The organism is Streptomyces sp. NPDC017056 (genome assembly GCF_044332485.1).
In the GTDB taxonomy this organism is placed as follows: Bacteria; Actinomycetota; Actinomycetes; order Streptomycetales; family Streptomycetaceae; genus Streptomyces.
Map to the genome: position 1 here is coordinate 70,715 of NZ_JBIRPD010000029.1, position 26,583 is coordinate 97,297.

At 72.9% G+C, this 26,583-nt stretch carries 22 protein-coding genes and 1 tRNA gene; 16 read left to right on the forward strand and 7 right to left on the reverse strand.

All coding sequences use genetic code 11. From position 1 onward, the window contains the following. Nucleotides 1–22 precede the first annotated feature (22 nt). Nucleotides 23–448 carry an SSI family serine proteinase inhibitor gene (locus ACH4OW_RS36125; protein WP_398032576.1) on the reverse strand — a complete coding sequence of 142 codons (426 nt, stop codon included), beginning with the start codon at nucleotides 446–448 and terminating at the stop codon, nucleotides 23–25. Nucleotides 449–737: 289 nt separating this feature from the next. On the opposite strand from ACH4OW_RS36125, the gene ACH4OW_RS36130 reads away from it, so the two are divergent. From ACH4OW_RS36130 to ACH4OW_RS36160, 7 genes are all read left to right on the forward strand, one after another. Further along, nucleotides 738–2,036, forward strand: coding sequence for an extracellular solute-binding protein (locus ACH4OW_RS36130; protein WP_398032579.1), 1,299 nt, complete (start codon nucleotides 738–740; stop codon nucleotides 2,034–2,036). Then, nucleotides 2,033–2,989, forward strand: coding sequence for a carbohydrate ABC transporter permease (locus ACH4OW_RS36135; protein ID WP_398032582.1), 957 nt, complete (start codon nucleotides 2,033–2,035; stop codon nucleotides 2,987–2,989). Before ACH4OW_RS36130 ends, ACH4OW_RS36135 begins: the two co-directional genes overlap by 4 nt. A 32-nt stretch (nucleotides 2,990–3,021) precedes the next feature. Next, complete coding sequence (locus ACH4OW_RS36140) at nucleotides 3,022–3,906, forward strand: carbohydrate ABC transporter permease (RefSeq protein WP_398032585.1); 885 nt, start codon at nucleotides 3,022–3,024, stop codon at nucleotides 3,904–3,906. Nucleotides 3,907–3,977: 71 nt separating this feature from the next. Then, nucleotides 3,978–5,672, forward strand: coding sequence for a beta-N-acetylhexosaminidase (locus tag ACH4OW_RS36145; protein WP_398032588.1), 1,695 nt, complete (start codon nucleotides 3,978–3,980; stop codon nucleotides 5,670–5,672). 353 nt (nucleotides 5,673–6,025) lie between these two features. Then, nucleotides 6,026–6,922 (forward strand): FAD binding domain-containing protein, encoded by an 897-nt coding sequence (locus ACH4OW_RS36150; RefSeq protein WP_360136242.1) that lies wholly within the window; start codon nucleotides 6,026–6,028, stop codon nucleotides 6,920–6,922. Further along, nucleotides 6,919–9,036 carry a 2Fe-2S iron-sulfur cluster-binding protein gene (locus ACH4OW_RS36155; protein ID WP_398032592.1) on the forward strand — a complete coding sequence of 706 codons (2,118 nt, stop codon included), beginning with the start codon at nucleotides 6,919–6,921 and terminating at the stop codon, nucleotides 9,034–9,036. Before ACH4OW_RS36150 ends, ACH4OW_RS36155 begins: the two co-directional genes overlap by 4 nt. Further along, complete coding sequence (locus ACH4OW_RS36160; RefSeq protein ID WP_398032595.1) at nucleotides 9,033–11,354, forward strand: xanthine dehydrogenase family protein molybdopterin-binding subunit; 2,322 nt, start codon at nucleotides 9,033–9,035, stop codon at nucleotides 11,352–11,354. The genes ACH4OW_RS36155 and ACH4OW_RS36160 overlap by 4 nt, the downstream gene beginning before the upstream one ends. 60 nt (nucleotides 11,355–11,414) lie before the next feature. On the opposite strand, the gene ACH4OW_RS36165 is transcribed toward ACH4OW_RS36160, so the two are convergent. After that, a tRNA-Cys gene (locus tag ACH4OW_RS36165) sits at nucleotides 11,415–11,486 on the reverse strand. A 183-nt stretch (nucleotides 11,487–11,669) separates the two neighbouring features. Here ACH4OW_RS36165 and ACH4OW_RS36170 point away from each other — a divergent pair. The 4 genes from ACH4OW_RS36170 (at nucleotide 11,670) to ACH4OW_RS36185 (ending at nucleotide 16,915) form a co-directional block, all read left to right on the forward strand. After that, nucleotides 11,670–13,202: an MFS transporter gene (locus ACH4OW_RS36170; protein WP_398032598.1), complete on the forward strand. Its 1,533-nt coding sequence runs from the start codon at nucleotides 11,670–11,672 to the stop codon at nucleotides 13,200–13,202. Between the two features lie 42 nt (nucleotides 13,203–13,244). After that, on the forward strand, nucleotides 13,245–15,041 hold the full coding sequence (locus tag ACH4OW_RS36175; protein ID WP_360136234.1) for a DEAD/DEAH box helicase: 1,797 nt from the start codon (nucleotides 13,245–13,247) through the stop codon (nucleotides 15,039–15,041). A 401-nt stretch (nucleotides 15,042–15,442) separates the two neighbouring features. Next, nucleotides 15,443–16,084, forward strand: a complete 642-nt coding sequence (locus ACH4OW_RS36180) for an IclR family transcriptional regulator (protein WP_398032602.1) — start codon at nucleotides 15,443–15,445, stop codon at nucleotides 16,082–16,084. Between the two features lie 51 nt (nucleotides 16,085–16,135). Further along, entirely contained in the window at nucleotides 16,136–16,915 is a 780-nt protein-coding gene (locus ACH4OW_RS36185) for a S16 family serine protease (protein WP_360136230.1), read from the forward strand. A 30-nt stretch (nucleotides 16,916–16,945) separates the two neighbouring features. Here ACH4OW_RS36185 and ACH4OW_RS36190 read toward each other — a convergent pair whose 3' ends face one another. From ACH4OW_RS36190 to ACH4OW_RS36210, 5 genes are read right to left on the reverse strand one after another with little or no spacing between them, the layout of a single operon-like run. After that, nucleotides 16,946–17,953, reverse strand: a complete 1,008-nt coding sequence (locus tag ACH4OW_RS36190; RefSeq protein ID WP_398032606.1) for a glycine betaine ABC transporter substrate-binding protein — start codon at nucleotides 17,951–17,953, stop codon at nucleotides 16,946–16,948. After that, nucleotides 17,950–18,846: an ABC transporter permease gene (locus tag ACH4OW_RS36195; RefSeq protein ID WP_398032609.1), complete on the reverse strand. Its 897-nt coding sequence runs from the start codon at nucleotides 18,844–18,846 to the stop codon at nucleotides 17,950–17,952. The genes ACH4OW_RS36190 and ACH4OW_RS36195 overlap by 4 nt, the downstream gene beginning before the upstream one ends. After that, nucleotides 18,843–20,096: a betaine/proline/choline family ABC transporter ATP-binding protein gene (locus ACH4OW_RS36200; RefSeq protein WP_398032611.1), complete on the reverse strand. Its 1,254-nt coding sequence runs from the start codon at nucleotides 20,094–20,096 to the stop codon at nucleotides 18,843–18,845. The genes ACH4OW_RS36195 and ACH4OW_RS36200 overlap by 4 nt, the downstream gene beginning before the upstream one ends. Continuing rightward, nucleotides 20,089–20,736: an ABC transporter permease gene (locus ACH4OW_RS36205; RefSeq protein ID WP_360136222.1), complete on the reverse strand. Its 648-nt coding sequence runs from the start codon at nucleotides 20,734–20,736 to the stop codon at nucleotides 20,089–20,091. Before ACH4OW_RS36205 ends, ACH4OW_RS36200 begins: the two co-directional genes overlap by 8 nt. Nucleotides 20,737–20,751: 15 nt before the next feature. After that, nucleotides 20,752–21,219 carry an Lrp/AsnC family transcriptional regulator gene (locus ACH4OW_RS36210; protein ID WP_073761201.1) on the reverse strand — a complete coding sequence of 156 codons (468 nt, stop codon included), beginning with the start codon at nucleotides 21,217–21,219 and terminating at the stop codon, nucleotides 20,752–20,754. 129 nt (nucleotides 21,220–21,348) lie between these two features. Here ACH4OW_RS36210 and hppD point away from each other — a divergent pair, with 129 nt between their 5' ends. The 5 genes from hppD to ACH4OW_RS36235 form a co-directional block, all read left to right on the forward strand. After that, nucleotides 21,349–22,494, forward strand: a complete 1,146-nt coding sequence (hppD, locus tag ACH4OW_RS36215; RefSeq protein WP_360136219.1) for a 4-hydroxyphenylpyruvate dioxygenase — start codon at nucleotides 21,349–21,351, stop codon at nucleotides 22,492–22,494. A 251-nt stretch (nucleotides 22,495–22,745) separates the two neighbouring features. Continuing rightward, a complete protein-coding gene (locus ACH4OW_RS36220) occupies nucleotides 22,746–24,110 on the forward strand; it encodes an FAD-binding oxidoreductase (protein ID WP_398032616.1) in 1,365 nt (454 codons plus the stop codon). A gap of 24 nt (nucleotides 24,111–24,134) precedes the next feature. After that, complete coding sequence (locus tag ACH4OW_RS36225) at nucleotides 24,135–24,428, forward strand: hypothetical protein (RefSeq protein ID WP_360136215.1); 294 nt, start codon at nucleotides 24,135–24,137, stop codon at nucleotides 24,426–24,428. A 110-nt stretch (nucleotides 24,429–24,538) separates the two neighbouring features. Next, nucleotides 24,539–25,999, forward strand: coding sequence for a dihydrolipoyl dehydrogenase family protein (locus ACH4OW_RS36230; protein WP_398032619.1), 1,461 nt, complete (start codon nucleotides 24,539–24,541; stop codon nucleotides 25,997–25,999). Between the two features lie 188 nt (nucleotides 26,000–26,187). After that, nucleotides 26,188–26,583, forward strand: a 396-nt coding sequence (locus ACH4OW_RS36235; protein WP_398032621.1) for a VOC family protein, incomplete at its 3' end; no start/stop codon positions are given.

The following is a 26,583-nucleotide window of genomic DNA, read 5'->3' on the forward strand; positions in this document are numbered from 1 at the left end:
TGGCGTCGGCGCGCCGGGCGGGTCAGCGGCGCCAGGGGGTGAGGTTGAAGATGTCGCCGCTCTCGCTGTTGGCGACGCACTGGTTCGCGTAGGTGCGGCTGAAGAAGGTGGTCCTGCCGTGCCAGGTGCCGTGTGCCACGACCGTGACGGGCTCGTAGTTCTTGAGGCAGGCGCGGGTGATCTGCGGTACGCGGTTGTAGTCGCCGTTGGCGAGGGCCAGCTTGAGGCAGGACGCCTCGGGGGCGGGGTGGTCGCCGCCGGTCGGGAAGCACCGCAGGGAGGCGGTGGCGAGGACGGGTCCGGCCGGGTCGGTGCCCTCGTGGACGGTGATGTGCTGGCGGCCGCCGGTCTCCGGTGGGGCGTCCGCGGCGGCCGGGGTGGCGGCGAGGGGCAGCAGCCCCAGGGCGGCGACGGCGAGCAGGGCGGTGCGTACGGGTCTGGCGCGCATGGGTTCGGTGGGTCCTTTGCGTGTCGTGCGGCTGGGCTGCTTCCGGGGCTGCCGCCGGGGCGGGTTCCGTGGGGGCCGGGCCGCTTCCGGTAGCAGAGGAGGGACATCTGATTCATAGATAGACGTACCGGGGCGAAATGGGGGCCAATGTGGGCCAGTGGCGGCGTGTCGTCCGGTGTGCTGCCCCATCGGCTCTTGTCGGGGAGCGTCGGCGCGCTTAGCCTCCTTTCGATTGTGCATGGCGAAACGCCCGTTGCGTATGCTGCAACGTTCCTTCAGGGGGTACCCAATGCAGCTCTCCGCCCGAACCGCCGCCCGCGCGGCGGCACTTGTCCTGGCCGCCGCCACCGCCGCGGGCTGCGCGCCGTCCACCTCAGGCGGCGCGGCCAAGGAGGACGCCAAGACCGGCACCCTGCGGGTCTGGCTCTTCCAGGAGGTCAACAACAAGCCCAAGGAAGAGGTCGTCCGCAAGGCGGTGGCGGACTTCAAGGCGGCGCACAAGGGCACCGAAGTCAGCGTCGACTACATCCCGGTCGACACCCGCGCCCAGCGCATCAAGGCCGCCTTCAACGACCCCAAGAGCGCCCCCGACGTGATCGAGTACGGGAACACCGACACCGCCGGATACGTCAAGGACGGCGGACTGGCCGACGTCAGCCGGGAGTTCGGCGCCTGGCAGGAGGCCAAGGACACCGACCCGACGGCCAAGGACTCGGTGACGGTGGACGGCAAGGTCTACGGCGCGCCGCTGTTCGTCGGCGTACGGGCCCTGTACTACCGCACCGACGTCCTCAAGGAGCTGGGCATCGCCGTGCCCACGACGCAGGACGAGGCCGCCGCGGCGGCGCGCAAGATCCGCAAGGAGCGGCCCGAGCTGTACGGGCTGGCCGTCGGCGGCGCGTACACCTACGGCGCGCTGCCCTTCCTGTGGGCGCACGGCGGCGAACTGGCCACCGGCAAGGGCGAGTCGTACACCGCCGCCGTGGACAGCCCGAAGTCGCAGGCGGGCATCAAGGCGTACACGGACCTGTTCGGCGACGACAACTGCCCGGCCGCCAAGTGCGCGGACATGGGCGGCAACGACACCGTCGCCGCCTTCGCCGCCGGCAAGGCGGGCATGGCGATCGGCGGCGACTTCAACCACCAGGCCGTGGAGGACGGCAAGGTGAAGGGCAAGTACGCGGTGGTGCCGCTGCCCGGCATCACCAAGGGATCGATCGCCCCGGCCTTCGCGGGCGGCAACAACATCGGCGTCCTCAAGAGCAGTTCGCACCGCACGCTGGCCGCCGACCTGATGAAGCAGCTGGCGGGCAAGGACACCCAGCGGCGGCTGTTCGACGCGATGGGCTTCCTGCCGACGTACACCGACGTACGGGCCGAGGCGGCGAAGAAGGAGCCGTTCGTGCAGCCCTTCGTGCGGACGCTGGACGCCGGCGCCAAGTTCGTGCCGGCCTCCCCGGCCTGGGGGTCCATCGACTCCTCGCTCGTCCTGCCGACGATGTACCAGGAGATCGTCAGCGGCCGGAAGGACGTCGCGGCGGCGTCCGGTGACGCCGCCAAGAAGATGAACGAGGCGTTCAAGAAGTGACGCTCACGGTCAAGGAAGCACGGGCCGGCGGCGTCCGGACGCCGCTGTCCCGGCGCGGCGGACGGCCGCCGAACCGCCACGGGAGCCGCTGGACGCCCTGGCTCTATCTCGCCCCCGCGCTGGTCGTCCTGGGCGGGCTGCTCGTCTACCCGATCTACCAGCTCGGCCTGATCTCGTTCCTCGAATACACCCAGGCCCAGGTCAGCGGCGGCGCACCGACCACCTTCCAGGGGCTGGCGAACTACGCCGAGCTGTTCGGCGACGGCCAGTTCTGGCAGGTGCTGCTGGCGACCGTGGTGTTCGCCGCGGCCTGCGTCCTGTGCACCCTCGCGGTCGGCTGCTCGTTCGCCGTCCTGCTCACCCGGATCCGGGCGGTGCCGCGCCTGGCCCTGATGCTCGCCGCGCTCGGCGCCTGGGCCACCCCCGCCATCACCGGCTCCACCGTCTGGGTCTTCCTCTTCGACCCGGACTTCGGGCCCGTCAACCGGGTGCTGGGCCTCGGCGACTTCTCCTGGACCTACGGGCGCTACAGCGCCTTCGCGCTGGTCCTGCTGGAAGTGGTCTGGTGCTCGTTCCCGTTCGTGATGGTGACCGTCTACGCGGGCATCAAGGCGATCCCCGGCGAGGTGCTGGAGGCCGCGGCCCTGGACGGGGCGTCGCAGTGGCGCATCTGGCGCTCCGTCATGGCGCCCATGCTCCGGCCCATCCTCGTCGTCGTCACCATCCAGTCGGTCATCTGGGACTTCAAGGTCTTCACCCAGATCTACGTGATGACCAACGGCGGTGGCATCGCCGGGCAGAACCTCGTCCTGAACGTGTACGCGTACCAGAAGGCGTTCGCCTCGTCCCAGTACAGCCTGGGCTCGGCGATCGGCATCGTCATGCTGCTGATCCTGCTGGCCGTCACGCTCGTCTACCTGCGCCTGCTGCGCCGACAAGGGGAGGAACTGTGAGCGGCGGAGGAACGGTGAGCGGGGGAGGCGCCGTGAGCGGTGGGGGAACCGTGAAGGCGGCCCGTACGCCGCGGATACGGCGGCCGGGGCGGCTGGCCGCCGAGGCGGGCGCGCTGCTGATCGCCGCCGCCGTCGCCTTCCCGCTCTACTGGATGGTGCTGTCCGCGTTCAAACCGGCGGGCGAGGTGCAGTCCACCGAGCCGCGGCCGTGGACCCTGCACCCCAGCCTGGACGCGTTCCGGCGGGTCTTCCAGCAGCAGGACTTCGGGCGGTACTTCCTCAACAGCCTGTTCGTGGCGGGCGTCGTCGTCGTCCTCTCGGCACTGATCGCCTTCCTCGCGGCGACCGCCGTCACCCGCTTCCGCTTCCGGTTCCGCACCACGCTGCTGATCATGTTCCTGGTCGCGCAGATGGTGCCGGTCGAGGCGCTGACCATCCCGCTGTTCTTCCTGATGCGGGACGTCGGCGACGCCGTGCCCGGCATCGGCCTGAACACCCTCGGCTCACTGATCCTGCCGCACCTCGCCTTCTCCCTCCCCTTCGCGATCTGGATGCTGCGGGGCTTCGTCAAGGCCGTGCCCGAGGCACTGGAGGAAGCCGCCTACCTGGACGGCGCGACCCGCGCGCGCTTCCTGTGGCAGATCCTGTTCCCGCTCGTCTTCCCCGGGCTCGTCGCGACCAGCGTCTTCTCCTTCATCAGCACCTGGAACGACTTCCTCTTCGCGAAGTCCTTCATCATCAGCGCGACGGAGAACTCCACGCTCCCGATGGCCCTGCTGGTCTTCTTCAAGCCCGACGAGAACGACTGGGGCGGCATCATGGCCGCCTCGACCGTGATGACCGTGCCGGTGCTGGTCTTCTTCGTGCTCGTCCAGCGCAGGCTGGTCTCGGGCCTGGGCGGGGCGGTGAAGGACTGACGACTCCCGCGACCGGTACCCCTGCCCATTCCTCCCACCCCCCTTTAGCCCAGCAACAGAAGGGTCAGCACATGGACGACGCAGTGACGGCGGACGGCACCCGGACGGAGGCCGGCCTGATACCGCAGCCACGCGACACCCGGCCGGAGGACGGCGCGTTCCTCCTCGGGCCGGGCACCGTACTGGACGCGGGCCCCGGTACGGAGACCACCGCGGCCTGGCTGCGCGGCACCGTCGGCGCCGCGACCGGCCTGCCGCTGCCGCCCGGCACCGGGAACGGCACCGGGAACGGCACCGGGGACGGCACCGACGGCGGCGTCATCCGCCTGCGCGTCGACGCGGCGACCACCGACGCGCTCGGCCCCGAGGGCTACCGGCTGACCGCTGACCACACCGGTGTCACCCTCCTCGGCGGCGGCGCGGCAGGTGCCTTCTGGGGCGCCCAGACGCTGCGGCAGCTCCTCGGCCCGGCCGCGTACCGCCGCGCGCCCCTGCACCCCGGACGGCACTGGCCCGTACCGGCCGTACGCATCGAGGACGCGCCCCGCTTCGGCTGGCGCGGCATGATGCTCGACGTCGCCCGCCACTTCCTGCCCAAGGACGGCGTGCTGCGCTACATCGACCTGCTCGCCGCGCACAAGCTCAACGTCCTGCACTTCCACCTCACCGACGACCAGGGCTGGCGGATCGAGATCGAGCGCCACCCCCGGCTCACCGAGGCCGGCGCGTGGCGGGAGCGCACCAAGCTCGGCCACCGGCACTCGCCCCTGTGGGACGACCGGCCGCACGGCGGCTACTACACCCAGGACGACATCCGGGAGATCGTGGCCTACGCCGCCGCCCGGCACATCACCGTCGTCCCGGAGATCGAGCTCCCGGGCCACTCGCAGGCCGCCATCTCGGCCTACCCGGAACTCGGCAACACCGACGTCGTCGACACCGCCGCCCTCAAGCCGTGGGACACGTGGGGCGTCAACCCGAATCTGCTCACCCCCTCCGAGAACACCCTCCGCTTCTACGAAGGGGTGCTGGAGGAGGTCCTCGCCCTCTTCCCCTCGCCCTTCGTGCACATCGGCGGCGACGAGTGCCCCAAGGACCAGTGGCGCGCCTCGCCGTACGCCCAGTCCCGGATCAAGGAACTGGGGCTGGCCGACGAGGACGAGCTGCAGAGCTGGTTCGTCCGGCACTTCGACCGCTGGCTCGCCGACCGCGGCCGCCGCCTGATCGGCTGGGACGAGATCCTGGAGGGCGGCCTCGCGCCCGGCGCCGCGGTGTCGTCCTGGCGCGGCTACGCGGGCGGCATCGCCGCTGCCCGCGCGGGCCACGACGTCGTCATGTGCCCCGAGCAGCAGGTCTACCTGGACCACCGGCAGGACGGCGGCCCCGACGAGCCCGTACCGATCGGCTACGTACGGACCCTGGAGGACGTCTACCGCTTCGAGCCGGTGCCGCCGCAGCTGACGCCGGACGAGGCCGCCCGCGTCCTGGGCACCCAGGCCAACGTCTGGACCGAGGTGATGGAGACCCAGCAGCGCCTGGACTACCAGGTCTTCCCGCGGCTCGCCGCCTTCGCCGAGGTGGCCTGGTCGCAGCTGCCGCCTCCCGAGGAGCGCGACCACGTCGGCTTCACCCGCCGGATGGACGCCCACTACCACCGCCTGGACGCCCTCGGCGTCGACTACCGGCCGCCCGGCGGCCCCCTCCCGTGGCAGCGGCGCCCCGGGTTGCTCGGACGCCCGATCGAGGGGTCGCCCCCAAACGTGTGAGCCGGGGCGGATGCGGGCGGCCGGAGCGGCCGGTTGCTGGGACGGTGGTTGCCCGCGGAACGCAGCCAAGGCAACCGAGGTGAGGTATGTCCGGTAAGTCGCACCAGGTGTCCTGGAGTGCGCCCGCCCGCGCGCACGACGGCCCCCGGCTCGGGCCGGGGCGCCGTCCCGAACGCCCCGAACACCGGACATGTCCCGTCCGTGGCGCGCCCCCTGCTGCGCGGGCGCGTCCCGAAGCCGGGCCCTAGCGCCGCGGGCCTGCAAAGATGTGCCAGAGTTGCCACGTCCGGACCGTGAGCACGTACCGTACGGCGGAGCGGAACAGCCGGGACACCGGGGAAGGGGCAGCTGGGTTGACCACGCACGCACCGCAGGCTTCGCAATCGGTGACGTTGCCGGCCTCGCTCGACGAGGCAGTGGCGGCGCTCGCCGCCATGCCCGCCGCCGTGCCCGTCGCGGGCGGTACGGACCTGATGGCCGCCGTCAACTCCGGGCTGCTGCGGCCCGCGGGGCTGGTGGGCCTCGGCCGGATCAGCGAGATCCGCGGCTGGCAGTACCAGGACGGCCACGCACTGCTCGGCGCGGGCCTGACCCTCGCCCGCATGGGCCGCCCCGACTTCGCCGCGCTCATCCCGGGCCTCGCCGCCGCCGCCCGCGCGGCCGGCCCCCCGCAGATCCGCAACGCGGGCACCCTCGGCGGCAACATCGTCACCTCGGCGCCCACCGGCGACACCCTGCCGGTGCTCGCGGCGCTCGAAGCCAACCTGGTCGTCGCCGGACCCGGCGGCGCCCGCCGCGAGGTCCCCGTCAGCCACCTGCTGGCCGGACGCGAGATGCTGCGCCCCGGCGAACTCGTCGGCTACGTACGGGTGCCGCTGCTGCACGCCCCGCAGACCTTCCTGAAAGCCACCGGCCGCACCGGCCCCGGGCGCGCGACCGCCTCGGTGGCCCTGGTGCTCGACCCGGCGCGGCGCGGCGTGCGCTGCGCGGTCGGCGCGGTGGCCGCCATGCCGCTGCGGCCCCTGGAGGCCGAGCAGTGGGTGGCCTCGATCATCGACTGGGACGGCGAACGGACCCTGGTACCCGAGGCGCTGGCCGCCTTCGGCGACTACGTGGCCGCCGCCTGCATCCCGGACCCGCCCCCGCCGCTGGACGGCACGCAACCGCAGACCCTGCCGCCCGCCGCGCTGCACCTGCGCCGTACGGTGGCGGCCCTGGCCCGCCGAGCACTTGGGAGGGCGCTCTCGTGAGCGACGCCGACCGCCCCGACAGCCCCGACCTGCCCAACAGGCGCAACGGCCCCGAGGACACCCAGCCTCTGCGGGTGGTGCGGCCGCAGGACCGCCAGCGCTGGGAGCCGCTGCCCCAGGGCAACGAGTACGAGTCGGAGGCCACCGCCTTCGTCCAGCTCCCGGAGGGCTTCACCAGCGGCCCCTACCCTGGCGGTTACGGCTACTCCGGCTACCCGGACGCCCACCAGGGCGGCTCCGGCGTGCCCGACGGCCACGGCGGCGCACCCGGCCACGGCGGCTTCGGCGGGTACGGCGCCGACCCGCTCGCCGCGCCCGGCCACGGCTACACCCCGCCGTCCTCCTTCGCGCCGCCGACCCCGTCGGCGACGACCGACCCGGCGGCCACCGGGCAGTGGACGATGCCGTTCACGGACGCTCCCCCGGCCGTGGACCTGCCGGCCAACGGCGTGCCGGGCGGCCACTACGCGGACGGCGGCCAGGACGGCGCGCCGCACGCGGTCTGGCCGGACGCGGGCACCGACGGCAGCAGCGGCACCACCGGGCAGTGGGCGATCCCCACCGCGCCGGACGAGGTGTTGGAGGAGTCCGGCGAATACCTCCTGGGCGACGACCGCAACCCGGCCTCCGGGTACGGCGGCGGGTACGGGCACGCCGAACACGGCCAGGGCTACGGCCACGACCAGGCGGCGACCGGCCACTGGAACTTCGCGGTGGACCAGCACGCGGGAACCGGCCACCTGCCGCAGGACCAGCGGCCCGCCGACCAGGTGACGCCCGGCTACGACCCCGGCCTCGGCGGCACGTTGGGCGGCGGGGCCGGCAACTGGTCGCTGCCCGCCGACGCGCTGGCCCAGTGGCCGCCGCGCGAGGAGCCCCGCACGGAGCCGCGCGACGAGGCGCCGGCGCCCGCCGGCGTACCGCCGCAGCCGGCGGCGGGCGAGGACGCCGCCCAGGCCGAGACCCCGGTCCCGGAGGCGGTGGCCGACGAGCCCGCCTCCGACGAGCCTGTCCGTGACGAGCCCGCGCACGAGCCCGCCCTTCACGAGCCCGCCCACGAGCCCGCCCACGAGCCCGAGCCGGGCGCTGCCGGCGTACCCGCGGAGGCGCCGGACGAGGCGCGTACGGACGCGGCCGTGGCGACCGGTGCTCCGGAAGCGGACACCGGCGGCACCACGGACCCGCCCCCGGTCGAGGACGGCATCCAGGCCGGGCCCGCCGACGCGACCGCACCGGCCGAGCCCGAGCCCGTGCGCGAAGAGCCCGCCGCCGCGGACGCCCCCGCCGCAGCCGAAGAGCCCCCCGCGGCACCGGCGCCGGAGCCTGAGCCCGAACCGGCGCCGGAGCCCGAGCCGGTGGCAGCGGCAGCGGCACCGGAACCCCCCGCCGCGTCCGCCGAGGCCCCCGCCGCCGAACCGGCCGACACAGCGGATGTACCGGACGCAACGGACGCCGTGCTCGCGACGCCGGCGCCGGACGCAGCGGACACGACGGACACCGACCGGTTCCCGGCCGAGCCGTACGACGAACACCCGCACACCTCCTACGTGCTGACCGTCAACGGCACCGACCGCCCCGTCACCGACGCCTGGATCGGCGAGTCGCTCCTGTACGTGCTGCGCGAGCGCCTCGGCCTCGCCGGGGCCAAGGACGGCTGCTCGCAAGGCGAGTGCGGGGCCTGCTCCGTACAGGTCGACGGGCGGCTCGTGGCGTCCTGCCTGGTGCCCGCGGCGACCACGGCGGGCAGCGAGGTCCGTACGGTCGAGGGACTGGCGCAGCACGGCGCGCCCTCCGACGTGCAGTGCGCCCTCGCCGAATCGGGCGCCGTGCAGTGTGGCTTCTGCATCCCCGGCATGGCGATGACCGTCCACGACCTGCTGGAGGGCAACCACGCCCCCACCGAGCTGGAGACCCGCCAGGCGCTGTGCGGCAACCTGTGCCGCTGCTCGGGCTACCGCGGCGTGCTCGACGCGGTCAACGAGGTCGTCCGCAGCCGGGCCGAGGCCGCGGCGGCCGCCGAAGAGGCCGCCGCCGCGGCCCCCGACCAGCCCGGCACCCCCCGCATCCCCCACCAGGCGGGCCCCGCCGACCCGCAGTCCGGAGGCTCCGCATGACCGGCACACCCGAGGGCGCCGGCGCCGTCACCGCGACCCCCGCCGCGGGCGTCCCCCTCCCCGCCGAACCGCCGCCGCACGGCCTCGGCGTCTCCCTCCCGTCGGCGGACGCGGCCGCCAAGACGGAGGGCGTCTTCCCGTACGCCTCCGACCTGTGGGCCGAGGGCCTGCTGTGGGCGGCGATCCTGCGCTCCCCGTACCCCAGCGCCCGCATCCTGTCCGTCGACACCAAGCAGGCCGTGGAGATGCCGGGCGTACGGGCCGTCGTCACGCACGCGGACGTGCCGGGCGACGCCGGGCACGGCCGCGGCACGCCCGACCGCCCGGTCTTCGCCCACGACACGGTCCGCTACCACGGCGAGCCGATCGCCGCCGTCGCCGCCGACCACCCCGACACGGCCCGGCTGGCGGCGGCCGCCATCGCCGTCGAGTACGAGGTGCTGGAGCCGGTCACCGACCCGCAACTGGCCTTCGAGGCCGAGCCGCTGCACCCGGACGGCAACCTGATCCGCCACATCCCGCTGCACTTCGGCAACCCCGAGGTGGTCGGCGAGACCATCGTCGAGGGCCTGTACCGCATCGGCCGCCAGGACCCGGCGCCGATCGGCGCCGAGGCCGGGCTCGCGGTGCCGCGCCCGGACGGCGGCGTGGAGATCTACACCGCCTCCACCGACCCGCACACCGACCGCGACCTGGCCGCCGCCTGCTTCGGGCTGGAGCCGGAGCGGGTCCGCGTCGTCGTCACCGGCGTGCCCGGCGCCACCGCGGACCGCGAGGACCCGGGCATGCAGCTCTCCCTCGGGCTGCTGGCGCTGCGCACCGGCTGCCCGGTCAAGCTGGCCGCCACCCGCGAGGAGTCCTTCCTCGGCCACGCCCACCGCCACCCCACCCTGCTGCGCTACCGCCACCACGCGGACGCCGAGGGCAAGCTGGTCAAGGTCGAGGCGCAGATCCTGATGGACGCGGGCGCGTACGCGGACACCTCCGCCGAGGCGCTGGCCGCCGCCGTCTCGTTCGCCTGCGGCCCGTACGTCGTCCCGCACGCCTTCGTGGAGGGCTGGGCGGTGCGCACGAACAACCCGCCGTCCGGGCACCTGCGCGGCGAGGGCGCGATGCAGGTCTGCGCCGCGTACGAGGGCCAGATGGACAAGCTGGCCGCCAAGCTGGGCATGGACCCGGCCGAGCTGCGGCTGCGCAACGTCATGGCCACCGGCGACCTGCTGCCCACCGGCCAGACCGTCACCTGCCCCGCGCCGGTCGCCGAACTGCTGCGCGCCGTCAAGGACGAGCCGCTGCCCGAACTCCCCAAGGACACCCCCGAGGAGGACTGGCTGCTGCCCGGCGGTCTGGAGGGCGCGGGCGAGCCGTCCGCGGTGCGCCGTGGCGTCGGCTACGCGCTCGGCATGGTCCACATGCTCGGCGCGGAGGGCGCCGACGAGGTGTCCACCGCCACGGTCAAGGTCAGCGGCTCGGTCGCCACCGTGCTGTGCGCCGCCGTGGAGACCGGCTCCGGGTTCTCCACCCTGGCCCGGCAGATCGTCCAGGAGACGCTGGGCATCGACGAGGTGCACGTGGCGGGCGTCGACACCGACCAGCCGCCGGCCGGGCGCGCCTGCCACGGCCGCCACACCTGGGTCTCCGGCGGCGCGGTCGAACGCGCCGCCAGGATGGTGCGCACCCAGCTCCTCCAGCCGCTGGCCCACAAGTTCGGCATGTCCACCGAGCTGCTCCAGATCGAGGACGGCAAGATCACGTCGTACGACGGCGTGCTCAGCACCACCGTCGCGGAGGCCCTGGACGGCAAGGAGCTGTGGGCCACCGCGCAGTGCCGCCCGCACCCGACCGAGCCGCTGGACGAGAGCGGCCAGGGCGACGCGTTCGTCGGCCTCGCCTTCTGCGCGATCCGCTGCGTGGCGGACGTGGACATCGAGCTGGGCACCGTCCGCGTCGTGGAGATGTCCGTCGCCCAGGACGTCGGCCGTGTCCTGAACCCGCGCCAGCTGCGGGCCCGTATCGAGGCGGGCGTCACCCAGGGCCTCGGCGCGGCCCTGATGGAGAACCTGCGCACCACCCGCGGCCAGGTACGCCACCCCGACCTCACCGGCTATGTGCTGCCGACGGCGCTGGACGTGCCGGACATCCGCATCGTCAAACTGGTCGAGGAACGCGACGTGGTCGCCCCCTTCGGCGCCAAGCCCGCCAGCGCGGTCCCGGTCGTCACGTCCCCGGCCGCCGTCGCCTCCGCCGTACGCGCCGCCACCGGCCGCCCGATAGGGCGCCTGCCGATCCGCCCGCAGGCGGCGGTGGCCCAGCAGTAGCGGCCTTACGTGCAGGAAGGCGGCCCCGTATCCGTACGGGGCCGCCTTCGCGCGTAACCGAGGCCGTGATCGGAATCGAACCGACGTAACCGGATTTGCAGTCCGGCCCCTCAACCACTCGGGCACACGGCCGTGCCGAGGTGACGCACCGAGACTAGGCCGGGGGCCCGGGGGAGGGGCAAGGGTTCCGCCGGGACCGCCACGAGGCTGCAACGCGGCGTTCACGGTTCCTGCGGTTGTCCTAGGCCCACCGACCGACGGAATCCCCGTCCCGAGACAGGGGTGCACCGCGTCGGCGCCTCTTACGCTGACCGCATGACTGCCGTGGACCCGCGTGAAGCCCCCGAAGCCCGCCCCCTCATGAGCCCCGCGCCCGTCCCGGCCGCCGGGGGCGTCCTCGGCCGGTCCTACCGCGCGCTCACCCTCGGCATCATCTCCGTCGTCTCGCTCATCGCCTTCGAGGCGAGCGCCGTGAACACCGCCATGCCCGCCGTCGGCCAGGCCCTGGACGGCATCGAGCTGTACGCGTTCGCGTTCTCCGCGTACTTCACGGCGAGCCTGTTCGCGATGGCGCTGTCCGGCGAGTGGTGCGACCGCGGCGGTCCGCTCGCCCCGCTGTTCACCGGGATCGCCACGTTCGGCGCCGGCCTGGTCGTCGCGGGCTCGGCGCAGCAGATGTGGACGTTCGTGGCGGGGCGCGGCGTGCAGGGCCTCGGCGGCGGCCTGGTCATCGTCGCCCTGTACGTGGTGGTCGGCCGGGCCTACCCGGAGACGCTGCGGCCCGCCGTCCTGGCGGCCTTCTCGGCGGCCTGGGTGCTGCCGGTGATCGCCGGGCCGCTCGTCGCCGGGACGGTCACCGAACACCTGGGCTGGCGCTGGGTCTTCCTGTCCATCCCCGTACTCGTCCTGCTCCCGCTGACGGTCATGCTGCCCGCCCTGCGCAAGCTGCCGCCCCGCCCGGCGGACGAGCCCGTGGACCGGCGCCGCATCCTGCTCGCCCTGGCGGTGGCCGCCGGTGCCGGGCTGCTCCAGTACGCGGCCCAGGAACGCGGCTGGCCCGCCCTCCTGCCGGCCGCCGCCGGGCTGGCCCTGCTGGTGCCCGCCGTCGTCCGGCTGCTGCCCGAGGGCACCTTCCGGGCCGCGCGCGGCCTGCCGTCCGTCGTCCTCATCCGCGGCGTGGCCGCCGGTTCGCTGGTGGCCGCCGAGAGTTTCATCCCGCTGATGCTCGTCACCGAGCGCGGCCTGTCCACCACCATGGCCGGGCTCTCGCTCACCGGCGGCGGCCTCACCTGGGCGCTGGGCTCGTACACCCAGAGCCGGCCGCGCCTGGAGCCGTACCGTGAGCGGATCATGTGCGCCGGTCTGCTGATGATGGCGGCGGCGATCGCGGCGGTGCCGCTGGTGCTCGTCGGGGGCGTGCCCGTCTGGACCGTCGCGGCCGCGTGGCTCGTGGCCGGGTACGGCATCGGCCTGAACGTCTCCAGCGGCAGCGTGCTGCTCCTCAAGCTGTCCCGGCCCGAGGACGCGGGCAGCAACGCGGCGTCCCTCCAGGTCTCCGACGCCCTCGGCAACATCGTCTTCGTCGGCCTCGGCGGCCTGCTGTTCGGCGCCTTCGGCGGCGCCGCGGTCGCCGGGCACGCCGCCCCGGACGTGACCAACGCCGCATCCGGGCGGCCGGCGGCGTTCGCGGCGGTGTTCGTCACCATGGCGGCGGTGGCCGTCGCCGGATCGTGGGTGGCCACGCGCCTGAAACCGGCCGGCGGCGGCCTCGCGGCGGCCCCGGCCGCCGGCGCGAAGACGGCTCCGGCGGTTCACCCGCGAACGCCGTCCGCTCCCGGAGAGCGTTAGGCTGACGCGGTTGCCGATCGCCGAGCCAGCCCGACGGAGACCGTGACTACCACCACCAGCGCCACCAACAACCACCACCTGTCCCCGGCCTTCCCCGGACGGGCCCCCTGGGGTACCGCGAACAAGCTGCGCGCCTGGCAGCAGTCCGCGATGGACCGGTACATCCAGACGCAGCCGCGCGACTTCCTCGCGGTCGCGACCCCCGGCGCGGGCAAGACCACCTTCGCGCTCACCCTCGCCTCGTGGCTGCTGCACCACCACGTCGTGCAGCAGGTGACCGTGGTCGCCCCCACCGAGCACCTGAAGAAGCAGTGGGCGGAGGCCGCCGCCCGGATAGGCATCAAGCTGGACCCGGAGTACAGCGCGGGTCCGCTCGGCAAGGAGTACCACGGCATCGCGATCACGTACGCGGGTGTCGGCGTACGTCCGATGCTGCACCGCAACCGCATCGAGCAGCGCAAGACGCTGGTCATCCTCGACGAGATCCACCACGCCGGCGACTCCAAGTCCTGGGGCGAGGCGTGCCTGGAGGCGTTCGAGCCGGCGACCCGGCGGCTCGCGCTGACCGGTACGCCGTTCCGCTCCGACACCAACCCGATCCCCTTCGTGACGTACGAGGAGGGCAACGACGGCATCCGGCGCAGCTCCGCCGACTACACGTACGGCTACGGCAACGCGCTGGGCGACGGCGTCGTCCGCCCCGTCATCTTCCTCTCCTACAGCGGCAACATGCGCTGGCGCACCAAGGCCGGCGACGAGATCGCGGCGCGGCTCGGCGAGCCGATGACCAAGGACGCGGTGTCCCAGGCGTGGCGCACCGCGCTCGACCCGCGCGGCGACTGGATGCCGAAGGTCCTCAAGGCCGCCGACCAGCGGCTGACCGAGGTCCGCAAGGCCATACCGGACGCCGGCGCGCTGGTGATCGCCTCCGACCAGGAGCAGGCCCGCGCGTACGCCAAGCTGATCCGCGAGATAACGGGGCAGGGCGCCACCCTGGTGCTGTCCGACGACAGCGGCGCCTCGCAGCGCATCGACGACTTCTCGCACTCCGACGACCGGTGGATGGTCGCGGTCCGCATGGTGTCCGAGGGCGTCGACGTGCCGCGCCTGGCGGTCGGCGTGTACGCGACGACGATCTCCACCCCGCTGTTCTTCGCCCAGGCGGTCGGCCGCTTCGTGCGGTCCCGCAAGCGTGGCGAGACCGCGTCCGTCTTCCTGCCCACCGTGCCCTCGCTCCTCGGCTTCGCCAACGAGATGGAGGTCGAGCGCGACCACGTCCTGGACAAGCCGAAGAAGGACGGAGAGGAGGACCCGTACGCCGAGTCCGAGAAGGAGATGGACGAGGCCAACAAGGAGCAGGACGAGGACACCGGCGAGCAGGAGCAGTTCTCCTTCGAGGCGCTGGAGTCCGAGGCGGTCTTCGACCGGGTGCTCTACGACGGTGCCGAGTTCGGCATGCAGGCGCACTCGGGCAGCGAGGAGGAGCAGGACTACCTCGGTATCCCCGGACTGCTGGAGCCCGACCAGGTGCAGATGCTGCTCCAGAAGCGGCAGGCCCGGCAGATAGCGCACAGCAAGAAGAAGCCGGACTCCGAGGCCGACCTGCTGGAACTGCCGGCCGAGCGGCGTCCGGTGGTCACGCACAAGGAGCTGCTGGAGCTGCGCAAGCAGCTGAACACGCTGGTCGGCGCGTACGTGCACCAGAGCGGCAAGCCGCACGGCGTGATCCACACCGAGCTGCGCCGGGTGTGCGGCGGCCCGCCGAGCGCGGAGGCCACCGCCGGGCAGCTGCACGAGCGGATCAAGAAGGTACGGGAGTGGGCCACGCGCATGAAGTGAGCCGGGCCCGCGTACGACAGCGGGGCAGTGCACGGTCGCCGTGCGCTGCCCCGCTGTCGTACCCAGGCCCCTCGTGCCGGTGCCGAGTCCGTAGCGAGTCCGTACTGCGTCCGTATCGCGCCCGTGTTTGCTCCAGCCCGAAAGGCCCGGCAGCGGCGCCGGGCCCGCCGGTCCCACGGATCTTCGGGGACAAAGCGGTCACGGAAGACCGGATTCTGGACGGACTCTTCCGCTCACCGGACCAGCTCGCTACTGTCCCGGTCACGCACACGCCCCGTGGCAGCGCCGCCGCGGAGCGCAGCCGGTGCCAAGCGGCCGGCGGCCTCTTTTGCGCGCGCTGCCCCGGGACCGGCAGCGCTGACCGCGCCGACGAGCCGCCACTCACCCGAGGAGGGGGCGTCGTGACCGCGGAGACCTCCCAGACGCTCGACCGGGGACTGCGCGTCCTCAAACTGCTCGCCGACACCGACCACGGCCTGACCGTCACCGAGCTGTCCACCAAGCTGGGGGTCAACCGGACCGTGGTCTACCGCCTGCTCGCCACGCTGGAGCAGCACGCCCTGGTACGCCGCGACATCGGCGGCCGGGCCCGGGTGGGCCTCGGCGTGCTGCGGCTGGGCCGCCAGGTGCACCCGCTGGTGCGCGAAGCGGCGCTGCCCGCGCTGCGGTCGCTGGCCGAGGACATCGGGGCCACCGCCCACCTGACACTGGTGGACGGCACCGAGGCGCTCGCCGTGGCCGTCGTCGAGCCGTCCTGGACCGACTACCACGTCGCCTACCGCGCGGGCTTCCGGCATCCGCTGGACCGGGGCGCGGCCGGGCGGGCGATACTCCAGGCCCGCCAGGGTCGCATCGAGGACGCCGGGCTGGCCCTGACCCACGGCGAGTTGGAGGCCGGCGCGAGTGGGGCCGCGGCACCGCTGCTCGGCGTGAGCGGCATCGAGGGCAGCGTCGGCGTGGTGATGCTCGCCGACACGGTGCCCGACCGGGTCGGGCCGCGCGTCGTCGAGGCGGCCCGCGAGGTGTCCGAGGCGCTGCGCTGAGACGGTGCCCGTGGTGAGCTGCCAGGGCCCGAGGTCATCTAGGGTGGCGGGGTGTCTTCTCGCACCCGCGCCCTGGGGATCTGCACGGCCCTGGTCATCGCGCTCCTCGCCACCGTGGCCCTCGCGCCGCTGCCGTTCTCGGTCGCCTTCCCCGGCGACACGGCGGACGTGCTCGGCAAGCACAAGGGCAAGCAGGTGATCACCATCACCGGCGCGCCGACCCGCGAGACCAGCGGGCAGCTGCGGATGGCGGCCATCGTGGCGACCGGCCCCGACGCCACCGTCCGGCTGCCGGACATCGTCAAGGGCTGGTTCCGCACGGACCAGGCCGTGATGCCGGTCGAGTCGGTCTACCCGGTCGGCGACACCGCCGAGAAGGCCGTGGAGCACAACCTCAAGGACATGCGGTCCTCCCAGGACGTCGCCACCAAGGCGGCCCTGAACTACCTGCACAAGAGCGACAAGGACGTCCGGGTCAAGCTGGACCTGGGCACCATCGGCGGGCCCAGCGCCGGCCTGCTGTTCTCGCTGGGCATCATCGACAAGCTGGCCGGCGACGGCAAGGGCGGCGACCTGACCGGCGGGCAGAAGATCGCCGGCACCGGCACGATCGGCGCGGACGGCGAGGTCGGCGCCGTCGGCGGGGTGGCCCTCAAGACGCAGGCAGCGGGCCGCGACGGCGCCACGGTCTTCCTGGTCCCCAAGTCGGAGTGCAAGGACGCGCAGGCCGAGCTGCCGGAGGGCCTGCGGCTGGTCCCCGTCACCACGCTCGCCGGCACGGTGGACGCGCTCAAGGCGTTGAAGTCCGGCGGCACGGTGCCCAGCTGCTGACGCGCCCCTCGCGCGGCCCGCGCGGCGCCCTCAGCCCCCGTCCTTGACGAACCCCTTCTCGACCAGCCAGTCCTTGGCGACCTCGTGCGGGTCCTGGCCCTCCACGTCCACCTTCGCGTTCAGGCGCTGGGCGACGGTGTTGTCCAGCGCCTTGGTGACGGGCGCGAGGAGGCCGGCGATCTGCGGGTACTTCTTCATCGTCGCCGCGTTCATCTCGGGCGCCGCGTTGTAGTTGGGGAAGAAGTGCTTGTCGTCCTGGAGGACGTGCAGGCCCATCGCCTTGATCCGGCCGTCCGTCGTGTAGACCTCGCCGAACGTGCAGGACGTGCCCTGCGCCGCCTGCGTGTAGACGACGCCGCTGGTCATCTTCTTGACGTTGCCGGCCGGGATGTTCATGCCGTACGCCTTGGCCATGCCCGGCAGGCCGTCGTTGCGCGCGGAGAACTCGGCCTCCGCACACAGGGTGACCGCGCCCGGGTCCTTCCGGGACAGCTCGGCGACGTCCGAGAGCGTCTTGACGCCCAGCCGCTTGTAGTGGGCGTCGTTCAGCGCCAGCGCGTAGGTGTTGTTCAGCTTCGACTGCGGCAGCCACTCCAGGCCGTTGGCCCGGTCGCCGTCGCGCACCGCCTCCCACTGCTTCTGCGGGTCGGTGATGGGCCGCTCGTGGCCGAGGTAGGTGATCCAGCCGGTGCCGGTGTACTCGTACATCCCGTCCGCCGTACCGGACTTCACCGCCTCGCGGGCGCCGATCGAGCCCTGGATGTTGGTCTTGTCGACGACCGTGGCGCCGGCCGCCTTGAAGACCAGCCCCATGAGCTGGCCGAGGATGATGTTTTCGGTGAACTCCTTGGACGTGACGGTCAGTTCGGCACCCTTCAAGGGCAGCCCGCCGCCGAGCGTGCCGGGCTTGACGTCGTCGCTCATCGGGCTGCCGCTGACCAGGCCGCAGCCGCTCAGCCCGGCCGTGGACAGCAGCAGGCCGGCCACCGCGGTGCCCGCGGCGGACCCGCGGGCCCGCCGCCGTACGGCTGTCTTCATTCCCCCACCTCCAGACCGCGCGGGCGCAGCAGCAGTTCGACGAGGGATGCCAGCCAGTCGACCAGCAGCGCCAGCACCACCGTCAGGACGGAACCGAGCACCAGCACCGGCATGCGCTGGGTGATGATGCCCGCCGAGATCAGGTCGCCGAGCCCGCCGCCCCCGCCGAACGTGGCCAGGGTCGCGGTGCCGACGTTGAGGACCAGCGCGGTGCGCACGCCCGCCAGGATCAGCGGTACGGCCAGCGGCAGTTCGACCTTCGCCAGGACGCCGGCCGCCGACATGCCGATGCCGCGGGCGGCCTCGGTCAGCGTCGGGTCGATGGCTTTCAGGCCCGCGATGGTGTTGGCCAGTACCGGCAGTACGGCGTAGCTCACCATGCCGATGACGGCGGCCTCGGGCCCGATGCCGAGCCAGATGACCAGCAGCACCAGCAGGCCCAGCGCCGGCACCGCCTGCCCGAGGTTGGCCGCCGCCACGGCGACCGGCGAGGCCCGCCGCAGCCTGGCCCGGGTCAACGCGATGCCCAGCGGAATGGCGATGACCAGGACGAAGAAGGTGGAGACCGCGGTCAGCTGGATGTGCTGGCGCAGCGCCAGCCACACCTTGCCGCCGTCCACCGCCTGGTGCGCGATCGAGTCCAGCCGCGCGCCGCGGAACCACAGCCAGGTGGCGAGCAGCACCGCCGCCAGCACGGCGGGCAGCGTGACCGCCTTCTTCCAGGTGATGCGGCGCGGCGGCCGCCCGCCCCACGCTTCGGGGCCGGGCTCCGCCACGGGGAGCGGCCCCTGCTCGCCGTCCGGCACCTCGTCGCGGAAGGCCAGCCCGCGCACCTCGTGCTCGCCCGGCGGCCGTTCGTCCTTCGGCGGCCGGCTCTCGTCCCGGGGGCTCACGCCTTGACTCCGTGCGCGCCGCCCGCCGGATCGACGCCCTCCTGGGCCAGCCTGGTCTGCCGCGCGCGCTGATCTTCCAGCTCGTGCCGGTGTTCGAGGGCGTCCAGCCGGTCCGCCTCCAGCAGTTCGTGGACGTTGTTCATCAGCGTCTCCATGTCGACCACGCCGATGTACGCGCCGCGCCGCCCGGTGACCGCGACCCGGCCCGCGTTGTCGGTGAGCACCGCCTCCAGCGCGTCGCGCAGCGTCGCGTCGCGGGTGACCGTGTCGTGCACCAGCGTGCCGGCGCGGGCCAGTGAGCCCTTGGCGCGCATCAGGTCGCCGCGGCGCAGCCATTTGTACGGGCGCCGGTGCCGGTCCAGCAGCAGGATCTCGTTGGTGGTGCCGGAGCGCAGCAGGTCGAAGATGGACTGGAGCGGGTCCTCCACGGACGCGGTGGGGAAGTCGACGACGCCGACGTCCCGTACGCGGGTGAGGTTGAGTCGTTTGAGGGCCGCGCCGGCGCCGACGAAGCCGGAGACGAAGTCGTCTGCGGGGTTGGTGAGGATCGCCTCGGGGGTGTCGAACTGGGCGATGTGCGATCTCTCGCGCAGCACCGCGATGCGGTCGCCGAGCTTGATCGCCTCGTCGAAGTCGTGGGTGACGAAGACGATCGTCTTGCGCAGCTCGTGCTGGAGCCGGATCAGCTCGTCCTGGAGGTGGTCGCGGGTGATCGGGTCCACGGCGCCGAACGGCTCGTCCATGAGCAGGACGGGCGGGTCGGCGGCGAGCGCCCGCGCCACGCCGACGCGCTGCTGCTGCCCGCCGGACAGCTGACGCGGGTAGCGGCCGTGGAACTCGCGCGGGTCCAGGCCCACCAGGTCGAGCATCTCCTCGACGCGGCCGTCCACCTTCGCCTTCTTCCAGCCGGCCATCTTCGGTACGAGCGCGATGTTCTGGGCGACGGTCATGTGCGGGAAGAGCCCGGAGGACTGGATGGCGTACCCGACCTTGCGGCGCAGCCCGACCGGGTCGATGCCGGTCACGTCCTCGTCGCCGATCCTGATCCGCCCGGAGGTGGGCTCGATCAGCCGGTTGATCATTTTCAGCGTGGTGGACTTGCCGCAGCCCGAGGGGCCCACGAGGATCACCGTCTCGCCCGGCTTGATGTCCATGTTCACGTTGTCGACCGCGGGCGCGGGGCTGCCCGGGTAGAGCTTGCTCAGGTTCTCCAGCGCGATGCCGGCGCCGGAGGCGGTGGTGTCAGGCACGGATCCCCCTGGAGATGGTCAGGCGTCCGAGGACGACGTACGCGGCGTCGAAGAGCAGGGCCAGGACGACGATCCCGAGCGTCCCGGACAGCACCTGGTTCAGCGCGTTGGCGCTGCCCAGGGAGGAGATGCCGCGGAAGATCTCGTTTCCCAGGCCGGGGCCTGACGCGTAGGCGGCGATGGCCGCGATGCCCATCAGCATCTGGGTGGAGACCCGGATGCCGGTCAGGATCGGCGGCCAGGCCAGCGGCAGCTCGACCCGCAGCAGCCGGGCCGAGCGGGACATCCCTATGCCCTTGGCGGCGTCGATCAGGGCGGGGTCGACGCCGCGCAGCCCGACGACGGCGTTACGTACCACCGGCAGCAGCCCGTACAGCGTCAGGGCGATGACGGTGGGTGCCACGCCGAGCCCGACGATGGGCACCAGCAGGCCGATCAGGGCCAGCGAGGGCACCGTCAGGATCGTCGCGGTCGTGGCGGTGGCCAGGTTCCCGGCCCATTCACTGCGGTAGGTGGCGACGCCCAGCAGCACTCCGAGCACGGTGGCGGCCACCATGCACTGGAAGACGGCGCTGGCGTGCTGAAACGTATCCGTCAGCAGCTGGGCGTGCCGGTTGCCGACGTACTCCCAGAAGCTCACACGCGCTCTCCTCGGTCAGTCCCCCGATGCCTGTTTGACCAGGGGGATGATGCGCAACGGAACCGGGTTTTCCATGACGATCGCGGTGGAAGCCCGCATGATGCCATCAAAGCCCACCACGCGGTCGATCACCCGTTGCAGATCGGCGTTGGAACGGGCAACGAGTCTGCACAGCATGTCCCCATGTCCCGTCGTTGTATGCAGTTCCAGCACTTCCGGTACGGACGCCAAGTGCGCCCGTACGTCCGCCCCTTGGCCCTGTTTGATCTCCAGGGTCGCGAAGGCGGTGACGGGGTAGCCCAGCGCCGCCGGGTCCACGTCGGGGCCGAACCCCCGGATCACTCCGTTCGACTGAAGCCGGTCCAGGCGCGCCTGCGCCGTGCCGCGCGCCACCCCGAGCCGGCGCGACGCCTCCAGTACGCCGATGCGCGGTTCCTCGGCGAGCAGCTCCAGCAGCCGGCCGTCCAAATGATCGATCGCCACGGTCGTTGCCTCCGAAATCAATGGTCATCATGTACGAAACGTCCGGTGAACTGACCGGTTCGCTAGGCAGACTGCCCAGTGAATGCGCAAACTATTGCGCATCTTGTGGCCCAGGGAGAGTCTGCGGGCATGACTCAGACCACGGACCCCACCACCCCCACCACTGCGCGGCAGGCCGATCCCTTCCCGGTCAAGGGGATGGACGCGGTCGTCTTCGCCGTCGGCAACGCCAAGCAGGCAGCGCACTACTACGCCACCGCCTTCGGCATGAAGCGCGTCGCCTACTCCGGACCGGAGAACGGCAGCCGCGAGACCGCCAGTTACGTGCTCGAATCCGGCGGCGCCCGCTTCGTGTTCACCTCCGTCATCAAGCCCTCGACGGACTGGGGCCGCTTCCTCGCCGACCACGTCGCCGCACACGGCGACGGCGTCGTCGACCTCGCGATAGAGGTGCCGGACGCGCGCGCCGCCTATGCCTACGCCCTGGAGCACGGCGCCACCGGCATAGAGGAGCCGTACGAGACCAAGGACGAGCACGGCATCGTCGTGCGCGCCTCCATCGCCACGTACGGCAAGACCCGGCACACCCTGGTCGAGCGCTCCCGTTACGAAGGTCCTTACCTGCCCGGCTACGTCGCCGCCGACCCGATCGTCGCGCCGGGCCCGCGCCGCTTCCAGGCCATCGACCACTGCGTCGGCAACGTCGAACTCGGCAAGATGGACGAGTGGGTGGCGTTCTACAACAACGTCATGGGCTTCACGAACATGAAGGAGTTCGTCGGCTCCGACATCGCCACCGAATACAGCGCGCTGATGTCGAAGGTGGTCGCGGACGGCACCCGCAAGGTGAAGTTCCCGCTCAACGAGCCGGCCATCGCGAAGAAGAAGTCGCAGATCGACGAGTACCTGGAGTTCTACGGCGGGCCCGGCTGCCAGCACATCGCGCTCGCCACCAACGACATCGTCGCGAGCGTACGGGCCATGCGCGAGGCAGGCGTCGACTTCCTGGACACCCCCGACTCGTACTACGACACCCTCGGCGAGTGGGCGGGCGAGACCCGCGTCCCGGTCGAGACGCTGCGCGAGCTGAAGATCCTCGTCGACCGCGACGAGGACGGCTACCTGCTGCAGATCTTCACCAAGCCGGTCCAGGACCGCCCGACCGTGTTCTTCGAACTGATCGAGCGGCACGGTTCCCTGGGCTTCGGCAAGGGCAACTTCAAGGCCCTCTTCGAGGCGATCGAGCGCGAGCAGGAGCGGCGCGGCAACCTCTGACCGCCCCCCCCGGACGCCACCCCCCACCCCGGGGGGGCCCCCCCCCCCCCCCCCCCCGGGGGCCGCCCCCCCCCCCGGGGGGGGGGGCGCGCCCCCCCGCCCCCCCCCCCCCCCCCCCCCCCCCCCCCCCCCCCCCCCCGGGGGGCCCCGCGGCCCTTCCCGCGGGGAGCGGCGCTCCCGCACCCGGGAACCACCACCCGGGTGCGGGAGGGGATCTTCCGTGTACGGCCCACGGATGGGAGGCTGGCGGCATGGACCTCATCGCACGCCTGCGCGAAGCCCTTCCCGGGGAAGCGATCCTCACCGACCCGGACGTCACCGGCGCCTACGCCCACGACATGGCGAGCTTCTGCGAGGCCGGCACCCCCGCCGTCGTCGTCCTGCCGCGCACGGTCGAGCAGGTCCAGCACGTGATGCGCACCGCCACCGCACTACGCGTCCCGGTCGTCCCCCAGGGCGCGCGCACCGGCCTGTCGGGCGCCGCCAACGCCTCCGACGGATGCATCGTGCTCTCCCTGGTCAAGATGGACCGGATCATCGAGATCAACCCCGTCGACCGGATCGCCGTCGTCGAGCCCGGCGTCGTCAACGCGGTCCTCTCCCGCGCGGTCAACGAACACGGCCTCTACTACCCGCCGGACCCCTCCAGCTGGGAGGAATGCTCCATCGGCGGCAACATCGGCACCGCCTCCGGCGGCCTGTGCTGCGTCAAGTACGGCGTCACCGCCGAATACGTCCTCGGCCTGGACGTCGTCCTCGCCGACGGGCGGCTGCTCCAGACCGGCCGGCGCACCGCCAAAGGCGTGGCGGGCTACGACCTCACCCGCCTCTTCGTCGGCTCCGAGGGCAGCCTCGGCATCGTCGTGCGCGCCGTCCTCGCCCTCAAGCCCGAGCCGCCGCAGCAGCTCGCGCTCGCCGCCGAGTTCCCCTCCACCGCCGCCGCGTGCGAGGCCGTCTGCGAGATCATGGCGCGCGGCCACGCGCCGTCCCTGCTCGAACTCATGGACCGTACGAGCATCCGCGCCGTCAACGCGATGGCCCACATGGGCCTGCCCGACAGCACCGAGGCGCTGCTCCTCGCCGCCTTCGACACCCCCGAACCGGCCGCCGACCTCGCCGCCGTCGGCGACCTGTGCAAGGCCGCCGGCGCCACCGAGGTCGTACCGGCCGACACCCCGGCCGAGTCCGACCTGCTCCTCCAGGCGCGGCGGCTGACCCTCACCGCCCTGGAAGGCGTCAAGTCCGCCACGATGATCGACGACGTGTGCGTACCGCGCTCGCAGCTCGCCGCGATGCTCGACGGCACCGCCGCCATCGCCGAGAAGTACGACCTGGTCATCGGCGTCTGCGCGCACGCGGGCGACGGCAACACCCACCCCACCGTCTGTTTCGACGCCCACGACCCCGACGAGTCCCGGCGCGCCCGCGAGTCCTTCGACGAGATCATGGCGCTCGGCCTGGAACTGGGCGGCACGATCACCGGCGAACACGGGGTCGGCGTCCTGAAAAAGGAGTGGCTGGCCCGCGAACTGGGCCCGGTGGGCCTGGAGCTCCAGCGCGGCATCAAGGCCGTCTTCGACCCGCTGGGCCTGCTCAACCCGGGGAAGCTGTTCTGACCGGCACCTTCTAAGGTCAGGGCCATGAACTCCGACCTCTGGACCATCATCGGCGCCGCGGCCGTCGTCATCGTCGTCCTCGCCTCCACCATGGACGCCCGCCACAAGACGCTCGAACGCCGCCTCCGGCGCATGGACCGCAAACTGGACCTGATCATGGAACACCTCGGCGTCGAGGAGACCGGCCCCGAGGGCATCGCCGAGATCGACGCCCTGCTGCACAAGGGCAAGAAGATCGAGGCGATCAAGCGCTACCGCGAACTGACCGGCGCGGACCTGGTCGAGGCCAAGGAGGCCGTGGAGCGCCGGCAAGGCTGAGCGCCGGTGTTCCCGCCGCCCGGCGAATGCCCCGATACATGTGGCCGGGCCGGGCCCCCGGGACGAGGATGGACCCATTGCCACGACGCCGACGCAGGGAGCGATGAGCGATGCCGACGACCACAGGGGCCGAAGCGGCCGCGGGCCACGACACCTACGACGTCATCGTGCTGGGTGCCGGACCCACCGGGGAGAACGTCGCCGACCGGGCGCACGCCCTCGGCCTGAGCGTGGTGATCGTGGAGAGCGAACTCGTCGGCGGCGAGTGCTCGTACTGGGCCTGCATGCCCAGCAAGGCGCTGCTGCGCCCGGTCACCGCCCGCGCCGACGCGCAGCGCGTCCCCGGCCTGCGCCACGCGGCGGCCGCGCCCCTGGACGCCAAGGCGGTGCTCGCCCACCGCGACGCGTTCGCGTCCCACTGGAAGGACGACGGCCAGGTCCGGTGGCTGGACTCGGCCGGCATCGACTTCGTACGCGGCCGGGCCCGCCTCGACGGCCCCCGGCGCGTGGTGGTCGCCACCGGCGGCGGGGAGCGGGCCCTCACCGCCCGGCACGCCGTCGCCGTCTGCACCGGCAGCCGCGCCGTACTGCCCGACCTGCCGGGCCTCGCCGCCGCCCGCCCCTGGACCAGCCGCGAGGCGACCAGCGCGCAGTCCGTGCCGCCGCGCCTGGTCGTGGTCGGCGGCGGTGTCGTCGGCGTCGAAATGGCCACCGCGTGGCGGGCCCTGGGCTCGGCGGTGACCGTCCTGGTGCGCGGCGGCGGGCTGCTGCCCAAGATGGAGCCCTTCGCGGGCGAACTGGTCGCCGAGGCCCTGACCGAGGCGGGCGCCGTCGTACGTACCGGCGTCTCGGTGAGCGCGGTGCGCCGCGAGATGCCCAACGGGCCGGCCACCGTCGTCCTCGACGACGGCGAGGAGATCGTCGCCGACGAGGTCCTGTTCGCCACCGGCCGCGCGCCCCGCACCGACGACCTCGGCCTGGAGACGGTGGGCCTGGAGCCCGGCTCGTGGCTGGAGGTGGACGACACCTGCCGGGTACGGGACGTGGCGGACGGCTGGCTGTACGCGGCTGGCGACGTCAACCACCGCGCGCTGCTGACCCACCAGGGCAAGTACCAGGCCAGGGTCGCGGGCGCCGCCATCGCCGCCCGCGCCAAGGGCGAGGCGTCCCTCGACACCGGCCGCTGGGGCGCGCACGCCGCGACCGCCGACACCGCCGCCGTACCGCAGGTCGTCTTCACCGACCCCGAGGTGGCCTCGGTCGGCCCGACCGCCGCCGAGGCGGAACGCGCCGGCTACCGCACCCGCGTCGTCGACTACGACCTCGGCAACGTCGCGGGCGCCGGCCTGTACGCCGACGGCTACCGCGGCCGCGCCCGCATGGTCGTCGACCTGGACCGCGAGGTCCTCCTCGGCGTCACCTTCGTCGGCCCCGCGGTGGGCGAACTCCTCCACTCGGCAACGGTCGCGGTGGCCGGCGAGGTCCCCCTGAACCGGCTGTGGCACGCGGTGCCCGCCTACCCGACGATCAGCGAGGTGTGGCTGCGGCTGCTGGAGACGTACCGGGGCTGAGGGCCCGCCACGGGCACGGCCGGGCCATGTGGCCGGACCTTGCGGACGGGGTCCTGCGGCCTAGGGCGCGCGGACGGGGCGTGCGGCGTAGGACCGAATGCCGATACCCCGGCCGGGCAGGCCGCCGTACGGTCAGCAGTGAACGTACCAACGGCCCTGAAAGCACCGGCCTTTGCAGGAGGTTCACCGTGCCCGTACAGCTCGACCACACGGTCGTCCACGCCACCGACAAGTTCGCGTCCGCATGCTTCCTCTCGGAGCTGGCCGGCGTCGGCGAACCGGCGGCCTTCGGGCCCTTCGCCGCCGTCTCGGTCGCGAACGGCCTGACCATCGACTACGCCGACACGATCGTGAAACCCGACGCGATCGTGCCGCAGCACCTCGCGTTCCTGGTCACGGAGGACGAGTTCGACGAGATCTTCGGCCGCGTCCGGGAGCGGGGACTGTCCTACTGGGCCGACCCGCAGCGTCAGCAGCCGCAGCAGATCAACCACCGCGCGGGCGGCCGCGGGGTCTACGTCAGCGACCCGGACGGCCACGCCATCGAATTCCTCACCCGCACCCTCACCGTGTCGGACCTCGGT

Bases quoted from the DNA above. Each gene is read 5' to 3' on its own strand.
- ACH4OW_RS36190 (WP_398032606.1), bottom strand. From the start codon at position 17,953: ATGAAGACAGCCGTACGGCGGCGGGCCCGCGGGTCCGCCGCGGGCACC.
- ACH4OW_RS36220 (WP_398032616.1), top strand. From the start codon at position 22,746: ATGGACCTCATCGCACGCCTGCGCGAAGCCCTTCCCGGGGAAGCGATC.
- ACH4OW_RS36145 (WP_398032588.1), top strand. From the start codon at position 3,978: ATGGACGACGCAGTGACGGCGGACGGCACCCGGACGGAGGCCGGCCTG.
- hppD (WP_360136219.1), top strand. From the start codon at position 21,349: ATGACTCAGACCACGGACCCCACCACCCCCACCACTGCGCGGCAGGCC.
- ACH4OW_RS36130 (WP_398032579.1), top strand. From the start codon at position 738: ATGCAGCTCTCCGCCCGAACCGCCGCCCGCGCGGCGGCACTTGTCCTG.
- ACH4OW_RS36170 (WP_398032598.1), top strand. From the start codon at position 11,670: ATGACTGCCGTGGACCCGCGTGAAGCCCCCGAAGCCCGCCCCCTCATG.
- ACH4OW_RS36125 (WP_398032576.1), bottom strand. From the start codon at position 448: ATGCGCGCCAGACCCGTACGCACCGCCCTGCTCGCCGTCGCCGCCCTG.
- ACH4OW_RS36225 (WP_360136215.1), top strand. From the start codon at position 24,135: ATGAACTCCGACCTCTGGACCATCATCGGCGCCGCGGCCGTCGTCATC.
- ACH4OW_RS36160 (WP_398032595.1), top strand. From the start codon at position 9,033: ATGACCGGCACACCCGAGGGCGCCGGCGCCGTCACCGCGACCCCCGCC.
- ACH4OW_RS36230 (WP_398032619.1), top strand. From the start codon at position 24,539: ATGCCGACGACCACAGGGGCCGAAGCGGCCGCGGGCCACGACACCTAC.